Source organism: Candidatus Hydrogenedentota bacterium, assembly GCA_012730045.1.
Lineage (GTDB): Bacteria > Hydrogenedentota > Hydrogenedentia > Hydrogenedentales > CAITNO01 > JAAYBR01.
In genome coordinates, this window is sequence record JAAYBR010000088.1 from 1 (window position 1) to 19,080 (window position 19,080).

Here is a 19,080-nt window from a genome sequence, read left to right on the forward strand (position 1 = left end):
CGCGCCGTCGCAGGCGTCCGCCGCCGTCGCGCCCGGAAGCGCCAGCGCCGCGCCGCAGGCGCTGGAGAGCGTGGACACGCCGCCGTCTAGCGTCACCACCGGCGCGGTGGTGTCATCCACCGTCACCGTCAGCACCGCCGTGCCCGTGTTCCCCGACCCGTCCGCCGCGGCATAGACCACGTCATAGACGCCGACGGCGGGGGCCGCCGGGTTCAGGCCGTCGTAGTCCGACACTGACACCGCCCGGGGGCCGTCGCAGGTGTCAGAGGCTGTCGCGCCCGGAAGCGTCAGGGCAACGCCGCACTCGCCGGACAGCGTGGAGACGCCGCCGTCTATCGCCACCACCGGCGCGGTGGTGTCGTCCACCGTCACGGTGAGCGTGGCGGTGCCCGTATTTCCCTCGGCGTCCGTCGCGGCGTAGACCACGTCATACACGCCGGCCGCCGGGGCGGCCTCGTTCAGGCCGTCGTAGTCCGATACCGTCGCCGCCGGCGCGCCGTCGCAGACGTCCGACGCCGTGGCGCCCGGAAGCGTCAGCGCCACGGCGCACTCGCCAGCGAGCACGGACACGCCGCCGTCTATCGCCACCACCGGAGCCGCCGTGTCCACCACGGAGACCGTGCGGGTCTCGCTGTCGGAATTGCCCCCGTTGTCCGTGAAGGTGTAGGTGACGAAGTAGTCGCCCACGGCGGTTCCGACGGCGCCGGAGATGTTCGTCACGGCGCCGGCGCCGAGAATGTTGTCGGTCCAGGCAGCCCCGGACTCCGTGTAGCTGTCCACGCCGCACTCGAGGGTGACCGTGGAGGACCCGTTGAGCGTCACGACCGGCGCGGTGGTGTCAATAGTGGTGGGCCCCCAGGTGACGGGGGCGGACCAGTTGCCCGCGCCGTCGCGCGTCCGCAGGCGGAAATACCAGGCACCGTCGGCCAGCGCCGCGCTGGTCACGGTGTGCGGGTCCGCCGAGTGGGCCAGGTCCACCGTGTCGTCCACGGCTGCGGCGGGATTCGTGGAGAACACGAAGGAGTAGCCGCTGACCCCCGTCGCGCCGTCCGACGCGCCGTTCCACCGCATGACGATCTGGCTGGCCGCCAGGGTGCCGCCGACAGTGTGCGAGGTGCTGGAAAGGGCGGGGTTGGAGGGCGCGACCGCGTCGGCCACGCTCAGCGCAAAGGCCTCGGTGTCCGTGCCCTGGGCGTTTGTGGCGGTCACGGTGATGGTGTAGGCCGAGGCGCTGTAGACGGGGGTCGGCCAGGAGATTTCCCCCGTGGAGGGGACGATGGTCATGCCCGCAGGCGCGCCCGAGAGGCCCCAGGTCACCCCGGTCCCGGCGTTCAGTATCATGGTCTTTGTGTAGGTGGCGGCGTTGGTGGCGCTTTCCGTGCTCACCATCGCGATCTCCGGCGGCGCGGCCGGCAGGAGGCCGACGTTCGTCACGACCACCGAGGACAGGTCCGCCTCGCCGTCGCCGAAGCGCAGCAGCAGGCCGTGGGGCAGGCCGGACCACGCGCCGTTGAACGGGGCGCCCTGCGCCGCGCCCAGGTCCACCACATAGCGGTTCGCGCCCGCGTTCGTGGCAATGCGGCCGGTGTACTGGCGCGCGTTGCCGGCGGCGGCAAACTCTTGTCCGTTCACGGCCCAGCCTGCGTAGAAGGTGAGCGTGCGGGGCGCGGTGGTGTTCGCGGCGACGTCCAGGTACAGGTACCGGTTCGCCGCGTCCACGACAAAGTCCTGGTTCAGCAGGGCCATGGGCTGCCCGCCCGTGGTCTGGGTGAGCGTGGCCGCGCCCCCGGCAAGGGCCACCTGGCTGCCCGCGTAGGGGGTGTGCTGCGCGGCCACCCACGCGCCGGTGCCGGCCATGGCGGGCCACTGCACCGCGGCGGAGGAGAAGTCGCCGGCCGTGCGCAGGGCGATGTGGTCGTAGACATAGGTCGCCGCGTTGGCCTCCGTACTGGGGTCAATGCGCACCTGGGTGATGGAGCCGTAGGCCCCGGCCCAGGCGTCGTAGTCCAGACCCGTGGTCATGTCCAGCACGATGGTCGCCGCGCCGTTGTTCGGGTAGTGCTGAAAGGGGTTGTAGACAAAGCCGTAACTCCCCCCGGTTCCGGGGAAGGAGAAGGTCTGCGAGGTGGCCGCTTCGCCCGAGGCGAACCCGGTGTGGTTCTGCCGGACATACAGGTACTTGAAGACGTACGGGTCAAAGGCCAGCGGATCCACCCCGAAGTGAGGGTCGCCGCCCGTGATGTTCATGCTGACGGCCCCGGCCGCCGTCACCTGGAAATTGGATGTCTGGTTCAGCGGGACCCAGCCGGAGGCATGCCCGGGGAAGCCGCCGGGCAAAATGTTAAACGGCCAGTCGGGATGGGGGTAGCTCTCCACGATGAAGGAATGAATCTTCACCGTGGCCGTGCCGCCGGGCGGGTCAAAACGGAACTGCCGGATGCTCCGGTTGGTCCAGAGGTCCGTCCCGTTCTTCGCCAAGTCCCCCAGTCGGCGGGGCACATGAATCTGGTACAGCGACCGCCCCGCCTGGACCCGGAAGAAGATGGAGTTCAACTCTGACGGGAGTGTCTCGTCCGTGCGGATGAAGAATATCTGGTAGTCCCCCGTCACAGAACTTTCCAGGTCCAGTTTGAGCCAGGCGTTGGCGCTGCCCACCAGCGGAGACGCGATGAAGTCCGGACTCTGCACGATGGGGTCGCCCCCGGCGCAGGTGAAGTTCAGGGAGCCCCCGGACACGCCGAAGCCGGTGATCTGCCCGCCATTCGTCCAGCCCTCAAAGTTTCCGGCCGTGTCAAATCCCCAGTTTTTCTGGGCCTGCGCCCCGACAGAAGCCAACATGACTGCGGTCGCGCACAACAGAACCTTTCTCATGGGACACCCTTTCCTGCGGGTTCTTGGGAATTTTTCCCGATAATGGCCAGTCAAGAAACACCCCCAAACACGGAAACTTGTCCACGTCTGGGTGAAGAAGCCCTGCAAACCTGCCTCAGCGTCAAATGGAGTATAGCACGAACCCGACTTAGTGGCAAACCCCGCAGGCTGATCTCCTGTATTCGAGAATAAAGAGATTTTACCGTTTTTTGGGGGGCATGGGCAGTGGGGGATTCATGGGATGCCGGGCGAAGGACGGTGCCTCTGGGCCGGAAAGGGGTGCGCCCACCCCGGCGCCCAGCGCCCGTTCTGGAACGAATTCCCCGCCTGGCGGCGGGATGCCGACGCGGCCTGAAAGGCTGCCTGAACTGTCCGCCTGCCGTTTCGGGGCGGACAGTCCCCTGCTTCCCAGGGGTCCCCCAACTCCCCTCCTGGCGGGAATCACCGCCACTCAAGGGGGGTTGTTGGCAGGGAGACCGCCTTGCACGGCGATCCGGGAAATCCGCCCGGACTTGCCAACGACAAGCCCGGGTGCATTACAATGGGCGCACATCTGCGCGATCGGGGGGCGGCCAGGGAAGGAACCACAGGTAAATCATGGATTTTGCCGCTGCTTTAAAACGGGACCGGGCGCTGGTATTGGACGGCGCCACGGGCACGATGGTCCAGGCGCTCGGCCTGGGCGACGCCGCGTTCGGCGGCCCCGACTACAAGATGCTCGTGGACCTGCTGAATTTCTCCCTGCCGCAGGCGATGCGGGACATCCATCTGGCGTTTTTCCGCGCCGGGGCGGACGCCGTGGAGACGAACACCTTCGGCGCGTCGGCCTTCCGGCTGGCGGAGTATGACTTTTCCGGGCTGGACCTGTCCCAGTGGGCGGCCAACCCGCACGGGGTGGACCCGCGCCGCCTGTCCCATGACGAGCTGGCCTACTGGCTGAGCCGCCGGGGCGCGGAAATCGCCGCCGAGGCCCGCGACCTGCACCGCCGGGACCCCGCCCACGACGGGCGGCCGCTCTTTGTTGTCGGCTCGATGGGGCCGTCCAACCGGGTCATCTCCAACACGCGGGCCACGCTGCGCCGCGCCACCTTTGACGAGGTGCGCGCCAACTTCCGCCGCCAGGCCCTGGGCCTGCTGGACGGCGGGGTGGACGCCTTCCTCCACGAGACCCAGCAGGACATTCTGGAGGTGAAGGCGGCGGTGATGGGCGGCTTTGACGCCATGGCGGAGCGCGGGCGCCGGGTGCCCGTGATGGCCCAGGTGACGGTGGACCAATTCGCCCGCATGCAGATCTTCCACACGCACATCCAGGCCGCCCTCACGACGGTGCAGGGCCTCGGCGTGGACGTCTTCGGCATCAACTGCTCCATCGGCCCGGACCTCATGGCCCCGGCGGTGGAGACCCTGTGCCGCTTCTCCCGCGTGCCCGTGTCGGTGCTGCCGAACGCCGGGCTGCCCGTCTCGGAGAACGGCCGCACGGTGTTCAAGTTCGCCCCGGACCGCTTCGCGGCGCTGCTCCGGGGTTTCGTGGCGGACCAGGGGGTCCGCGTGGTCGGCGGCTGCTGCGGCACCACGCCGGAGCACATCCGCGCCACCGTGGAGGCCCTGCGCGGCGTGGCCCCCCGCGGCCGCGTCCCCGAGCCCGGCCTGTATGTCTCCGGGCCGCAGAAGGCCGTGCTGCTGGACGGGTCCAAGTCCCTCATCCGCTTTGGCGAGCGGCTGAACATCCGTGGGTCGAAAAAGGTGCGCGACGCCGTGGAGAACGACACGGGCATCAACCACGACGTGCTGGAGGAGGTGGTCCGGGAGCAGGTGGAGGAGCTGGGCTGCGAGGTGGTGGACGTCTGCATGGACTCAAACCTCGTGGACACCGTGGCCGCCCTCAAAGAGGTGGTCCATGTGCAGACCACGGACTTCAAGGGGGCCATGTGCCTCGACTCGTTCCAAGTGGACGCCCTGGCCGAGGCGGTGAAGGTGTACCCCGGCCGCCCGGTCATCAACTCCATCTCCCTGGAGGAGGTGTCGCCGGGGCTGACCAAGGCCGACGCCGTGCTGGGGGCGACCGCCGCCCACGACCCGGTCTATGTGGCCCTCTGCACCGGCCCGAAGGGCCCCGCCGCCACGCGCGACGAGAAGCTCGACCTGGCGACGCAGATCCTGGAGCTGGTCCGCGAAAAATACGGCGTGGACCCGGAACGGGTTTTCGTGGACGTGAACGTCTTCCCCATCGGCTCGGAGTCGGAGCCAGGCATGAACTTCGCCGTGGAGACCCTGGAGGGCGTGCGCCTGCTCAAGGAGCGCTTCCCCCGGGCGGGCACCACGCTGGGCGTCGGCAACCTCACGAACGGCCTCGCCAAGAAGCCCCACATGCGCACCGTGCTCACCTCGGTCTTCCTGGACGAGGCGCGGAAACGCGGCCTGGACGCCGCCATCGTCAACCCGAACCACTACGTCTTCGTCGCCGACCTCGACCCGGCGCACTACGCCCTCGGCCTGCGCGTCGTGCTGGAGCACGACATGGACGCCTTCGCCGAGCTGGAGGAAATCGCCGAACAGCGCACGGGCGGCGCCGCGCCGCGCCGCAGCACCTACGACGACCTCCCCCTGGAGGAGGCGGTGGTCCAGAAGATCAAGGACGGCCACAAGGAGCGCGTCGCGGGCGAGGTGGAGGTCAAGGGCCGACGCTACGCCTACCAGGACCGCATCGTGGAGCAGGTGGCCGCCGCGATGGCGCGGCACGCGCCGCTGGATTTCATCAACGGCCACCTCATGCGCGCCATGCAGGACCTCGGCGACGGCTTCGGCCGGGGCGAGGTGTCGCTGCCGCACCTGCTGAAGTCCGCCGACGTCATGCGCCAGGCCATGGGCTTCCTCGAAGCCCACATGCGCGACGAGGCCGGCGTCGCCCCCGGCGGCGGGCGCGCCTTCAAGGGCACCGTCGTTGTCGGCACGGTCTACCAGGACGTCCACTCCATCGGCAAGGACCTGGCCCGCACCCTGCTGGAGAACTACGGGTACAAGGTGGTGGACCTCGGCACCATGACCCCGCTGCAGAGTTTCATTGACGCCGCGCGGGAGCACAAGGCCGATGCCATCGGCATGTCCGCCCTGCTGGTCCAGACCTCCAACCACATGATCACCGTGGCGAAGATGATGCGCGAGCAGGGACTCGACCTGCCCATTCTCATCGGCGGCGCGCCCGTCAGTGACCGCCACGCCGCCGCCGTCGCCCTCGCGGGGGACGAGGACCCCGAAACCATGCGCGGGGACGTGTTCTACTGCCGCACCGCCATGGACGGCGTTAACGTGATGAACGCCCTCATGGCCGCCACGCCGGAGGGGCGCGCGGAGATGGCCGCGAAGAACCGCGCCCGCCTCGCCCAGAGCCACCGCCTCGCGCGCCAGCGTGCCGACCGGGAAGAGCACCTGTTCGCCACCCTGCCGCCGCGCGCGGTGGACGCCGCGAAGTACGACGCGGCCGCCGCGCCGCGCTTCCGCGCGCGCACGCTGGAAATCCCGCTGGCCGAATTCGCCCCCCGGGTGGACCGGCGCACGCTCTACTCCCTCAACTGGAAATTCGGCAGCACGGCCATGCGCGAGCGCAGCGGCCACACGGCCGAAGAACTCGACGCGCTGTTCGGGCGCTGGACCGCCCTCGCGGCGGAAAAGGGGTGGCTCCGCCCGCAGGGCGTCTACGGCCTCTTCCCCTGCCGCGCCGAGGGCGATGACGTCGTCGTCTGCGACCCCGAAGACCCGGCGCGCGAACTCGCCCGCCTCGCCTTCACCCGCGTCCTCGGCGCGGGCGGCGAGGACACCGTGTCCGGCGCGCAGTACTTCCCCGCCGCGCCCGACGGCGCGCCCGGCCTCATCGGCCTCCAGGTCACCTCCGGCGGACCCGACGCCGACCGTTTCGTCGAGGAGCTCAAGGCCGCGGGCGACAGCGAGGGCGCCCTCCTGCTCCAGGGCCTCTCCGACCGCGTCGCCGAGGACATGGCCGACGCCGTCCACGCCCAGCTCCGCGCCCTCGCGGGCGTCGGCGAAAAAGACGGCCAGCGCTGGTCCCCCGGCTACCCCGGCATGCGCGACCTCGCCCTGAATCGGGTGATCTACGACCTCCTCGGCGCGGGCGAAGCCCTCGGCATCCGCGTCACCGACACCGGCGAGTTCATCCCCACCGGCACCACCGCCGCCGCCGTCAGTTTTCACCCGGATGCCCGATACTCCTGATCGGGGGGGGGGCATGCCCCGGCGCGGGGAGGGGACTGAAGAGTATCTCCCGGACACCAGGACCGCGCAGGGCGAAGCCCCTTGGAGTGCGGTAGCTTGCTGCCGCCGTTCTTCGCGCGGGCTTGCCCGCGCGCGGGGCAGCGAATGCGCATCGCGACATGCCGAAGGAAGGGAAGCCGCCTATGTTCAGGACACGCAGAGGACAATGTTTCTGTTGGCGGGAGAGTCTGCGTTTGTCCTAAGATAAGCGAAGGGGGGTTGGGTTCTCAGAAACTTGGTCAAGGATTTGGAGAAGCACGAATGACGGCTGACAGAAAGAACGCCAAGACCCGCTCGCCTTTGAAGGGAAAGCCCCTCAGAAACCCCGGCCAGTCGTTGGACGAGGAGATTACACGCGTCTTGGACGAGGAAGTCTCCATCTGGATCGTTATGGGCGCCTTCGGCCTCTACCTCGCCGCCATTGAGTGGCTTCGATGGGCGACCGAGGGGGCTTTCCACCCAGTCCTTGTCTCTTTTGCATCGCTATGTTTTCTTGCCATCACGGCATACAAGGTGAGCCAGTCCCGAAAGAAGCTCCACAATCTGCGTCTGGGAAGGGATGGTGAACGTGCTGTTGGGCAATACCTGGACATGCTGCGCGAAAAGGGCTACCGCGTCTTCCATGACGTGATTGGGGAAGGGTTCAATGTTGACCATGTGATTGTGAGCCCTCATGGCGTATTCACGGTGGAGACCAAGACCTTCAGCAAACCCGTGGGAAAGGCGGCAACAGTAAGCCTTCGGGATGGGGAAGTGCTGATTGACGGGCTTACGATGGACCGAAATCCGGTGGAACAGGCGAAGGCACAGGCAAGATGGGTTAATCAGGTGCTGAGAGAAACCACCGGGAAGTCGTTCTCCGTTCGGCCTGTCATTGTGTTCCCGGGATGGTTCGTTGACCAAATGCCCAAGGGTGGATCATGTGATGTCTGGGTTCTGAACCCCAAAGCGCTTCCGACGTTCATTGAAAACGAACCCGTTGTGCTTGAGCAGCAGGACGTGATGTTGGCGACCTATCATCTCTGCCGTCACGTTCGGACAACGAACTGACTCCGAAACGTGATCGGGGATAGCGCGCAATCAGGAGAGTGAGTCAAGTTCCCTTTGGTCGCCTCCGGCTATGCACATTCTTCCCCTTCGGGGAAGTAGCACCCATCCCAAGAACGCGGCTACCGTAGGTCCTGAAACATCCCTATTTCCCCGCCTTCGGCAGCTCGAAGCAGGCGGCCTCCTGGGCGTTTCGGACGTAGAGTTTTCCTCCCGAGAGGAGGGGGTGGTTCCAGGTTTTGCCGGTGACGGCGTGGAAGCGGGCGATTTCGGCGGGTTCCTCCGGGGTGGCGGGGAGGAGGATGACGTCGCCGGACTCGGCGAGGACGAGGAGCATGTCCATGTCGGCGACGAGGAGGAGCTGGCCGTTGTAGCGCTCGCCCGCCCAGCGGCGCTTGCCGGTGGCGGGGTCCATGCAGGCGAGGCGGTCGCCGTCGAAGCCGTAGTAGAGGCCCTTGTGCAGGGCGCCGTCGTTGAAGTAGGGCCGGAACTGCTTGGACGACCAGGCCTCCTCGACCTTCCACGCGCCGTCGCTCAGGGAGATGGTGAGCCGCCGCGTGCCGGAGCTGCCGGTGCCGCCGAAGAAGACGCCGTTGCCGTCCACGACCACGGGCTGGGTGCAGCGCGGGTTGGTCTTGATGCCCCAGGCGTGGTCCCACAGGGGCGCGCCGGTTTCGGGGGTGAAGGTCTGGATGCCGTAGTCGCTGACCATGAGGATCTGCGTCACCCCGGCGACGACGGCCGCATGGGGCGAGGCGTAGCCGTCGGCGCGGTGGCCGGCCTGCCACACAATGTCCCCCGTGGCCCGGTTGTAGGCGTTGAGGTGCTTCCCCTCGGAGCCGCCGGAGAAGAACAGGACCAGGTCGCGGGACACGAGCGGCGACGCCGACATCCCGAAGGAGGGCTGGCCGGTGCCGGCGTCCTGGCGCAGGTCGCGCTGCCAGACCACGCCGCCCGTGGCGGCGTCGAGGCAGAGCACGGCGCCCGTGCAGCCGAGGGTGTGGATGCGGCCGTCGGCATAGGCGGGCGTGGCGCGCGGTCCGACGCCCATGCCGTCCTCGAACAGCGCCTCCACGCCGTGCTGCCACACGACGGCGCCGGTCTTCGCGTCGTAGCAGGTGACGCACTCGTGGGGGCCGCGCTGCTCCTGCGTGAACAGGTACCCGCCGACCTGGATGAAGGAGGACCACGCCGCGCCCACGGGCACGCGCCACAGCTCTTTCGGCGGCGAGGCGGCCCAGTCGGTGGAGAAGCTTTCCCCGGCCACGACAGCGTCGCGCGCGGGGCCGCGGAAGGCGGGCCAGTCGCCCGGCCCCGCCACGGGCGGCACCCCGGCGCGGCCCTGTTCCGTCACGAGGGCCAGCGCCCCCGCCTGCTCCGCCGTGGTGGCGTTCCAGCGCCACGAGGCCACGGGGGACAGCCCCGCGCTGATGCTGTCCACGCGCCGGGCGCAGAACCCGGCCGCGCAGGCAATGAGCAGGAGGGCCAGCGCCCACCGGCGCAGGGGCCACCGCAGCGGCCAGGTGGCCAGGAGGACCGCCGCCGTTCCGTAGGTCATCCACGGCAGCGCGGCGAGCAGGAGCAGGCCGCCCATGTCCACGCGGCTCTGGGACAACACGATGGCGCCCATCGCCGCCGCCGCGAGCACGGCCCCGGCCAGCCGGTCCCGCCAGGGGGTCCGGCTGAGCGTCACCCACCAGAGCAGGGCGAGGATGGCCGCCGCGCCCGGTGCAACGCCGAAACCGGCGGCGCTGTGGAGGTTCGTCGTGCCCCAGCGGGAGAACCCGAAGACCACCACGGCCTGCACGGCGCAGACAATGAAAAGCGGCCACACGCGGGGGCGCGTTTCCGGCGCGGGGGACAGCTCGGGCGTGTCGGTCATGGTCGCGGCTCCGTCGGCCAATGTCCGGCGCGGCCCGTCCGCCGCGCCCGGCCGCGCAAAGCATGGCATACCCGGTGTCCGCAGTCAACCCGGCGGGAACGGCCCGCAACGTAGACGCGGCATCCTGCCGCGTTCTTTGGGCCAACGAAAACCCCAGGAACGCGGCAGGATGCCGCGTCTACGTTTTCGGCCACACCGCAGACATGCCTTCATGGATGCGAGATGGACCGTGGAGGAACCGGCCTTTTCATTTTGTCCAATGTCCTGCATCCCTCCGGGATGCCGAATGTGCATTCAGCATGGATTCACAAGCCGCATTGCCCCTCAAGCGCCTTGATGGTCTGTCTTTATCCGGCGATCACGGCGGCCGCTTGCCCGGCCCCGGGGAGTTGTGTATCATGGCGTCACCCAACCAAGGAGGTCCGGCCATGTGCTGCCATTGCATCAACCGCAGGGAATTTCTGGGGGTGACCACGGCGATGACTCTGGCCGCGGCCATGGGCGCGTCGGCGAAGGGCGCCGCCGCGTGGTCCGACGGCTATTGGGACCCCACAAAGCCCCTGTACACCCAGGGCCGCACCCTTCGCGTGCAGCCGGTGCTCATGTACCGCGTGCCCGTGAAGCGCGAGATGACCTCCTACAAGTCCTGGGGCGGCGTCCAGAGCGACGAGGCGGCCGCCGAAGAGACCGCGCGCATCATGGAGGAGCTGAGCGGCCTTGCCGCCACCGGCGGATTCCCCATGGAGGTGCTGCCGGTCATCCGGGTGAAGACGAAGGAGGAGGCCGCCGCCATTGACCCGAAGGCGTCGGACGCCACCATCGTCTACCCCGCCACGGGCGGCGGCGAGACGCTGAACGCGTGCATCCCCGACCGGGGCGCGGTGATCTTCGCGCGGCACAAATCCGGCCCGGTCTACTACTGGTACGAGGCCCTCAGCACGAAGTACCTGGCGTCGGACAAGGACGCGGAAAAGACGGAAAAGCGCGCGTCGGTCCAGGACGTGGTCATTGACGATCTGGAGGAGCTGCGGTGGCGCCTGCGCGCCCTCTACGCCGTCCACAACTTCCTCGGCTGCCGCATTGTCGCCCTGGGCGGCCCGGCGGGCAAGTACGCCGGCGAGGCCCCGGAGGTCGCGCGCGACAAGTGGGGCATGGACCTCGTGGACTATTCCTATGACGACCTGTCCAAGCGGATCAACTCCGCCCTCGCGGATCCGGCGGCCGTCGCCCTGGCCGAGAAGTGGACCGACACCTTCCTCGCCCTGCCCGGCACGACCCTGGAGACGGAGCGCACCTTCGTTGTGAACGCCTTCCTGCTCTACGCCCTGTTCAAGGACATCCTGGCGGAGCACGACGCCAGCGTCTTCACCATCAAGGAGTGCATGAGCACCATCCTGCCCATGTCGAAGACCACCGCGTGCCTCTCCCTCGGCCTGATGAACGACGAGGGCCTCACGGCCTTCTGCGAGTCCGACTTCGTCGTCGTGCCCGCCGGCGTGCTCCTGCGCTACCTCTCCGGGCGCCCCGTGTTCATGCACAACTCCACCTTCCCCCACGACGGGGTGGTCACCTGCGCCCACTGCGCCTCGCCCCGCCGCCTCGACGGCGACACCTACGAGCCGACGCGCATCCTCACGCACTACGAGTCCGACTTCGGCGCGGCCCCCAAGGTGGACATGCCCGTCGGCCAGCTTGTCAGCTTCATTGACCCCGAATACGCCACGGGCCGCTGGGTCGGCCTCAAGGGCGAGGTGGTGGACAACCCCTTCCTCGAAATCTGCCGCAGCCAGCAGGACGTCCGCGTCCACGGCGACTGGAAGAAGCTCCTCCACGAGGTCCGCGACTCGCACTGGATGATGGCCTACGGCGACCACCTCCGCGAGGTCGGCTACGCCGCCGCAAAAATCGGCGTCACCTGGGACAACATCTCCGAGGCGTAGGCGGGGATCACGCGAAGTCGGGGCGGACGAAGTCGGTGCCGAGGACCGTGTCCAGCATGCCGAACTTCTCGTGGCGGAACTGCTCGGCGCATTCCAGGCCGGCCTCCGCGCCCACGCGCGCGCAGTGCTGGCGGATGCCCATCTCGACCAGGGGCCGGTGCGCGCCCTCCTCCAGGTTCTCCAGCATGGGCAGGTCCACGCCCAGCGCGCGGGCCTCGAGGACCAGGGCGTCCACCGTCAGCACCATCTGGCAGTCGTGCGCCAGCAGCGCCGCCACCTTCAGGTCCATCACCGCCGAAATGTCCACAAAGGTATGGGCGTTCAGCGGCGATTTGGCGAACCAGTAGGCCTCGGTGGGCATGTGGGGCGGCGCGGCGTGCTCCGGATGGAACAGCGGGTTCGATGCGAAGGCCGCAGCCTCCAGCGTGGCCATCGCCGCGGCCCGGTGGTCCGGGTGGTCCTCATAGGGGGCGAAGGGGTCCCAGCCCATCACGATGTCGGCGCGCACCTCGCGGATCATGGCCATGATCTTCCCGCGCAGCTCCCCCGGCGGCACCCGGTCCAGTTCGCCGTCCCGGTAGCCCTCCAGGCGCACCTCCTCCAGCCCGAGGATGCGGCCCGCCTCCCGCGCCTCCGCCGCCGACACCTCCACCAGCTCCGGCCCCGAGAGGCGGTACGAGCCCCGCGAGTTGTCCGTCAGGATGTACTCATAAACGGGGTAGCCGAAGTCCCGGATGAACCGGGCGACGGTCCCCGCCGCCATGAACTCCATGTCGTCCGCATGCGCGGCGACCACCAGCACCGTCTTCTTCCGCCGCTCTTCCGCCATGTCGTCTCTCCCGAAACCGCGCCCCGCGCGCGGTATGATCCCAAGATAGCACGTTTGCCCAGGCGCAGCAAGATGCGCGAAGCGCCTTGGAGTGCGGTGGCTTGCCGCCGCCTTTCTTCGCGCGGGCTTGCCCGCGCGCGGGTAAAGACCGGGGGCATCCCTTTGTCCCGAGTCCGTCGGGGCGGCCCGGTCTGAAAGGCGCAAGCAAGCTTGCGCACTCCAAGGCGCACTCCGTGCGCGTTCAGGCCCATGGGGGTCCCGCGCCCCCCGGCCTTAAACGACACGCGCCGCGCGCGGGGCTTCCCCGGGGGGCGCCCCGCGCGCGGCATGACCCCAAGATAACACGTTTGCCCAGGCACAGCAAGATGCGCGAAGCGCCTTGGAGTGCGGCAGCTTGCTGCCGCCTTTCTTCGCGCGGGCTTGCCCGCGCGCGGGGTGTTTCAAAAGACCGGGGGCATCGCTTTGTCCTGAGTCCATCGGGGCGTCCCGGTCTGAAAGGCGCAAGCAAGCTTGCGCACTCCAAGGCGCACTCCGTGCGCGTTCAGGCCCCTGGGCATCCCCGCGTTCCGGCCTTAAACGACACGCGCCGCGCGCGGGGCTTCCCCGGGGGGCGCCCCGCGCGCGGCGCGGTGATCAGCCTCAGTAAGGATCAACGCCCGTGATCATCCAGACGCCCTTCTCCTTGGCGCCCGTGAACGTGAGGGTCAGGGACCCGAAGGGGCCCGACACGTCCACCGTGTCCACCACCGCCGTGTCGCCCGTGACCGTCGTCTCGGAGTCCGTCAGGCTCACTTCCAGGCCGTCCAGGAAGCCCATGCCGTCGGCGTTCTCCAGGTAGGACAGCAGGTCCTCCTTGTTGCCGATGACCCCGCTGTCAAACTCCCCGGAAACAAAAGTCTCGAACTTCTTAAAATCCTTCGCCTTCACCGCCGCGATCCCGTCCTCCACCCGCTGCGAGATCTGTTCCGCATCCGTCATCCCCTTCGCGCCCGTGGCGCACCCCGCCATTCCCAGCGCCGCCAGCACCATGACACACACCGAAACCGCAACAAACCGCTTCATTTTCCGTCCTTTCCTGTTGTTCGTCCTGCCAGCACGCGCCCCCGCCGGAAATCCATGCCCCGGCGCCGTCTGTTGACCCGCCCCGGGGCCGGGGGGTTTCACCCCCCTCCAGAAAATCTAAGCATTCTGCGTTTTGTTCTTGACATCGTGGCTCCGGTCGCCGTATTCTTTTGCCGCCGTGCGCGGGGGCGCGGGGTGCGTCCTCCGGCGCGCGGCGGTCAAGGGCTGGCTGTTTCCGCCGTCGTGGGATGGCGGGGTGTGTCTTCATGTTTAGCGGAAAGGAGAAAACCATGTCGAGGAAAACGCTGTGTCTTCTGGGCCTGGCGCTGGTGTGCGCGGCCACGCCCGCGCTCGCGGAACTCAACCAGGTGGAGGTGGGCGGCTCGCTGCGCCTGCGCTTCAACTACATCAGCAACCAGCTCGCGGTGCCGTCGCCGACGGTGCAGCACGGGCCGCTGGCGACGCTGGGCCGCCCGATCGGCGGACCTTTCGGCCCGGCCGTGGCGAGCATCATGGACTGGGACGACGCGGGCCCGGACTATTCGGCGGTGGAGCAGCGGACGCGCCTGCACGTGAAGGCGACCTTCACGGAGGACGTGAGCGCGTTCGTCGAGTTTGACTCGTATGACGTGTGGGGCGAGGATTTCCGCTCGAACTACCTGACGGGCGCGGACGCGCGCGACGGGGACAACGCGGCGGACATCAACCTGTACCAGGCGTATGTGGACGTGAAGGGGATGTGGGGCACGCCGCTGAGCCTGCGCGTCGGCCGCCAGGAGCTGGCCTTCGGCAGCCAGTGGCTCGTGGGCCCGCGCGACTTCGCGTTCCTCTACACCGGCCTGTCCTTTGACGCCCTGCGCCTGACCTACGCGGGCGAGTCCTTCACCGTGGACGCGTGGGCGTCCAAGCTGGCGGAGAACCTGGGCTCCTTCGGCCAGGACGACGTGGACTTCTACGGCGTCTACGCCTCCTGCACGGCGGTGGAGAACCACACCTTCGACGTGTACTGGATGCTGCTCAACGACGACACGATGGGCTCCGCGGACACGCTGCTGAACACCGCCGGCGTGCGCGGCGCGGGCCGCATGGGCACCTTCGACTACGACGCCGAGGTGGCCTACCAGTTCGGGTCGGCGGACGCCTACGGCCTCATGGCCGGCGACACGGACGCGGACTTTGACAACTGGGGCGCCAAGCTGGACCTGGGCTACGCCTTCGACTGCGGGTGGACCCCGCGGGTGTTCGTGTCGGGCCGCTACTACGGCGGCGAGGACAACCGCCAGTTCGGCTCCGACGACGCGAGCGTGAACTTCAACCGCCTCTTCTCCAACGAGATCATGACGGGCTTCATTGACCTGTTCAACGACCTGTCCAACGCGTGGACCGGCCGCGTCGGCGTCATGTGCGCGCCCATGCCCAAGATCCGCACGATCCTCGCCGTCAGCTACTACGAGACCCTCAACGCCTTTGACCGGCCCGGGTTCCTGTGGTGGACCGACAGCGGCGACACGGACCTCGGCTGGGAGGTCACCCTCTTCAACGAGTACCAGTACAGCGAGGACCTTGTGTTCGAGTTCGGCTGGACCCACCTGTTCGCGGGCGACGGCCTCGCCGAGAGCAACTTCTCCGCCTGGAACGGCACCATCTCCCTGGGCGGCTCCGACGACGACGACGCGGACTACGCGTTCGCCGGCTGCCGCATCTCCTTCTAACCCCGTCTGAATCCCGCGCCCCGCGGCCCCGGAAACGGGCCGCGGGGCGCTCTTCTTTTGGGGGGGGGAGGGATACGGCCCGGGGCGGCCGCCTCGCACTGACCGCTGAAATCAACGTCATCGCGAACAGGACATCCCCCGGGATTTTCGGGTAAAGGCTTTTCCTATGACGAGTCGCAGGCAAAGAGGTCCATCTGTCTGGGGGCGTTTCCCGGGCCCGGGGCCACAGGTTTTCCCGGATGTCCGGCGAAGAGGGCCCGCAGGCCGTCCGCGGGGGCGTGGTACTTGAAGTCGGGGATGCCGAAGGGCCTTTTGGCGGCGCGCTCCACGAAGCCGGCCATCACGCGCAGGCGGCGGAGGTGGTCCCGCTCCCTGAATGCCCGGACGCGCGCCGTCCCTCAGCGGGCGGCTTTGGCCTGGTCCATGACCCAGCGGGTGAGAAGGCGGACGCCGAATCCGGTGGCGTATTTGGGGCTCAGGTGGGGGATGTGCTTCACGCCGTAGGCGACACCCGCGATGTCGAGGTGCGCCCAGGGGGTGCCGCCGACGAACTCCTTGATGAAGGCCGCGCCGGTGATCGTGCCCGCGTCGCGGCCGGGGCTGATGTTGCACAGGTCGGCGTGGTCGCCCTTGATGAGGTCGCAGTACTCGTCCCACAGGGGCAGGGGCCACAGGCGGTCGCCCGTCTCCTCGCCCGCGCCCACGAGGGACTGCACGACCTCGTCGTCGTTGCCCAGCACGCCGGCGGCGTAGTGGCCCAGGGCCACGACGCACGCGCCGGTCAGCGTGGCGAGGTCCACGACCACGTCGGGGGCGTGCTTCTCGACGGCGTAGGCGATGGCGTCGGCAAGGATGAGGCGGCCCTCGGCGTCCGTGTTGCGCACCTCGACGGTCTTGCCGTTGTACGCGCGGACGATGTCGCCGGGGGTCTGGGCGCGCGCGCCGGTCTTGTTCTCCACGGCGGGGACCACGGCGACGAGGTTGACGCGCGGGCCGAGGTGGGCGAGGGTCATCATGGCGCAGAGCACGGCGGCGGCGCCGCACATGTCGTACTTCATCTCGTGCATGCCCTGGGCGGGCTTGATGCTGACGCCGCCCGCGTCGAAGCAGACGCCCTTGCCGACGAGCATGATGGTCTTCTTCGCCCGCGCGTGGCGGTACTCCATCATCACGAGCCGGGGCTCCTCGGCGGCGCCCTTGGCCACGCCGAGCAGCGCGTTCATGCCGAGCTCCGCCATCTCGCGCGGGCCGAGGACCGTGCAGGACATGCCGCTCTCCCGCGCGACGCCCCGGGCAAACTCGGCCAGGGCGGACGGCGTGAGGTCGTTGGACGCCGTGTCGGCGAGCTGGCGCGCGCCGTTCACGCCCATGGCGATGAGCGCGGCCCGGTGCGCGTCGCGGGCGGCGCGTTCGGGGTGCGCGGCGTCGGGCACGATCAGCGTCACCGCCTCCACGGCGCCGCCGTTCTCCGGGTCGCCCTTCTTGTACACGTCGAAGCGGTACTGTGCGAGGACCAGGCCCTCGACAAAGGCGTCGGCGAGGGCCCCGGTGAGCTGGGTGGCGTCGAGGAACACATGGCGGACCCGGTGCTGCGACAGGGGCCCGGCGGCGGTGCCCGCGGCGCGGCGCGCGCCCTCGGCGGAGAACTTCGCCCGGGGCCCGACGCCCACGGCCAGCACGGCCTGCGCGCGGTCGCGCGGCGTGGGCAGGCACTGGCACTGCCCGGTCTTTCCGGTGAACACGCCCTTGGCCGACAGCGCGCAGAGCGCGGCGGCCGCGGTCTTGCCGACGGGGAGCCCGGCGGGGTCGTCGCCCTCGAAGAGGGGCGCCACGAGGCAGGTGTCCTTCTTGCCGCCCTTGTAGGCTTCGGCGTGGATGGCGTCAATCTTCATGGGTCGTCTCCTGTGGGGTTTCCGCCGCCGTTTCCGGCGCGGGTTCCGGTTCCGCGAGCAGCCAGTGCCCCTGGTGCCCCGTGACGCGCACGCGCACGAGGTCGCCGGGCCGCGCGCCGCCGGGGAAGGTGACGGCGCGCCACCCGCCGGTGCGGCCGTTGACCCAGCCGCGCCGGCGGGGGTGCGGGCCGTCCACGAGCGCGGTCTGGACCGTGCCCGCGAGGGCCTGCTGCCGCTCCGCGTTGATCGTCTCCTGAAGGGCTATAACACGCGCGAGCCGCGATTCCTTCGCGGCGCGCGGCACGTCGTCGGGCAGGGCCGCGGCCTCCGTGCCGGGGCGCGGCGAGTACTTGAACGGGAATACCTGCGAGAAGCGCACGGCGCGCAGGCAGTCGAGGGTCCGCTCGAAGTCCTCCTCCGTTTCGCCGGGAAAGCCGACGATGAGGTCCGTGCTGATTTCCACCTCCGGCACCGCCGCCTGCAAATAGGCCACCTTCTCCAGATACTCCGCCAGCGTGTGGCGGCGGCGCATGGCCTTCAGGATGCGGTCCGACCCCGCCTGGAACGGCAGGTGGACCTGGTTGCAGACCACGGGCTCGGCGGCCATGAGGTCCGACAGGGCGTTGTTCCAGTCCTTGGGGTGCGGCGACGTGAAGCGCAGCCGCGCCAACCCCTCCACGCGGCACATGTCGCGGAGCAGCTCGTAAAACCCGTAGTCCGGCGACACGCGGTAGGAGTTCACGTTCTGGCCGAGCAGCCATATTTCGCGCGCGCCGCGGGCCACCATGCCCCGCGCCTCGCGCAGGATGTTCTCGGGGTCGCGCGAGACCTCGCGGCCCCGCGTGTGCGGCACGATGCAGAAGCTGCACAGGTTGTTGCAGCCCTTCGTGATGGCGATGTACGCCCGGATCCCCTCCACATGCCCGCGCTCCACCCACTCCTCCGGCACGAAGTTCTGCACCCGCCCCTCCCGCTCAGCCCAGTGGATGTCGCACACCCGCTTTCCCCCGGCCACCTCCGCCAGCATCTCGCCCAAACGGAACAGGTTGTCCGGGCCGAAGACGAGGTCCACGCAGCGCTCGCGCTGGAGGATTTTCTCGCCCTCCTGCTGGGCCACGCACCCCGCCACCGCGACGACCATGTCCGGCCGCGCCTCTTTCAGCGGGCGTAGCGTGCCCAGAAAGCTGTACACCTTGTTTTCCGGGTTGTGGCGCACCGAGCAGGTGTTGACGATGACCAGCGATGCCTCGTCCGGCGTCGTCGCCGGGGCATAGCCCAGCTCCGCGAGCTGGTCCAGCATCCGCTGGCTGTCATGCTCGTTCATCTGGCACCCGAAGGTCTTAATGTGGACGCTTTTCGGCATGGCGGGGTTCCGTGTCCGCGGGAAGAATGAGGGGACAGTATAGCAACGCGCGCCAACGCCCGGCCAGCGCGGACCGCGAAGCGTGGTGGCGGCGGATTCAAGCGCGAAACGCAACACGGGCAGAAAAGGAGAGGAGACATTGCGGTTCCGTTCGGTAGAATGAGTTGTTCCGCAACCATCACCGAAGGAGTCCGCAATGTCCCCGTGCCATTTTAC

The 19,080-nt window shown here is 68.8% G+C and carries 10 protein-coding genes; 4 read left to right on the plus strand and 6 right to left on the minus strand.

Features of this window, described 5'->3' with window-relative positions; all coding sequences use genetic code 11:
* A partial coding sequence (locus GXY15_09080; protein NLV41362.1) for a DUF5011 domain-containing protein occupies positions 1-2,871 on the minus strand: 2,871 nt, incomplete at its 3' end.
* A 597-nt stretch (positions 2,872-3,468) separates the two neighbouring features.
* On the opposite strand from GXY15_09080, the gene GXY15_09085 reads away from it, so the two are divergent.
* Complete coding sequence (locus GXY15_09085; GenBank protein NLV41363.1) at positions 3,469-7,098, plus strand: dihydropteroate synthase; 3,630 nt, start codon at positions 3,469-3,471, stop codon at positions 7,096-7,098.
* A gap of 300 nt (positions 7,099-7,398) precedes the next feature.
* On the plus strand, positions 7,399-8,187 hold the full coding sequence (locus tag GXY15_09090) for an NERD domain-containing protein (GenBank protein ID NLV41364.1): 789 nt from the start codon (positions 7,399-7,401) through the stop codon (positions 8,185-8,187).
* Positions 8,188-8,329: 142 nt separating this feature from the next.
* Here the strand turns inward: GXY15_09090 and GXY15_09095 are convergent, their stop codons facing one another.
* On the minus strand, positions 8,330-10,066 hold the full coding sequence (locus GXY15_09095) for a PQQ-binding-like beta-propeller repeat protein (GenBank protein ID NLV41365.1): 1,737 nt from the start codon (positions 10,064-10,066) through the stop codon (positions 8,330-8,332).
* 428 nt (positions 10,067-10,494) lie between these two features.
* On the opposite strand from GXY15_09095, the gene GXY15_09100 reads away from it, so the two are divergent.
* Positions 10,495-12,006 carry a sugar isomerase gene (locus GXY15_09100; GenBank protein NLV41366.1) on the plus strand — a complete coding sequence of 504 codons (1,512 nt, stop codon included), beginning with the start codon at positions 10,495-10,497 and terminating at the stop codon, positions 12,004-12,006.
* A 7-nt stretch (positions 12,007-12,013) separates the two neighbouring features.
* Here the strand turns inward: GXY15_09100 and GXY15_09105 are convergent, their stop codons facing one another.
* Positions 12,014-12,835 (minus strand): PIG-L family deacetylase, encoded by an 822-nt coding sequence (locus GXY15_09105; GenBank protein NLV41367.1) that lies wholly within the window; start codon positions 12,833-12,835, stop codon positions 12,014-12,016.
* Between the two features lie 639 nt (positions 12,836-13,474).
* Positions 13,475-13,897, minus strand: coding sequence for a nuclear transport factor 2 family protein (locus tag GXY15_09110; protein NLV41368.1), 423 nt, complete (start codon positions 13,895-13,897; stop codon positions 13,475-13,477).
* Positions 13,898-14,187: 290 nt separating this feature from the next.
* Here GXY15_09110 and GXY15_09115 point away from each other — a divergent pair, with 290 nt between their 5' ends.
* Complete coding sequence (locus GXY15_09115; GenBank protein NLV41369.1) at positions 14,188-15,609, plus strand: alginate export family protein; 1,422 nt, start codon at positions 14,188-14,190, stop codon at positions 15,607-15,609.
* A gap of 398 nt (positions 15,610-16,007) precedes the next feature.
* On the opposite strand, the gene GXY15_09120 is transcribed toward GXY15_09115, so the two are convergent.
* Together GXY15_09120 and miaB are read right to left on the minus strand one after the other, a co-directional pair.
* A complete protein-coding gene (locus tag GXY15_09120) occupies positions 16,008-17,501 on the minus strand; it encodes a leucyl aminopeptidase (protein ID NLV41370.1) in 1,494 nt (497 codons plus the stop codon).
* Positions 17,491-18,864, minus strand: a complete 1,374-nt coding sequence (gene miaB, locus GXY15_09125; protein NLV41371.1) for a tRNA (N6-isopentenyl adenosine(37)-C2)-methylthiotransferase MiaB — start codon at positions 18,862-18,864, stop codon at positions 17,491-17,493. Before miaB ends, GXY15_09120 begins: the two co-directional genes overlap by 11 nt.
* Positions 18,865-19,080: the final 216 nt, after the last annotated feature.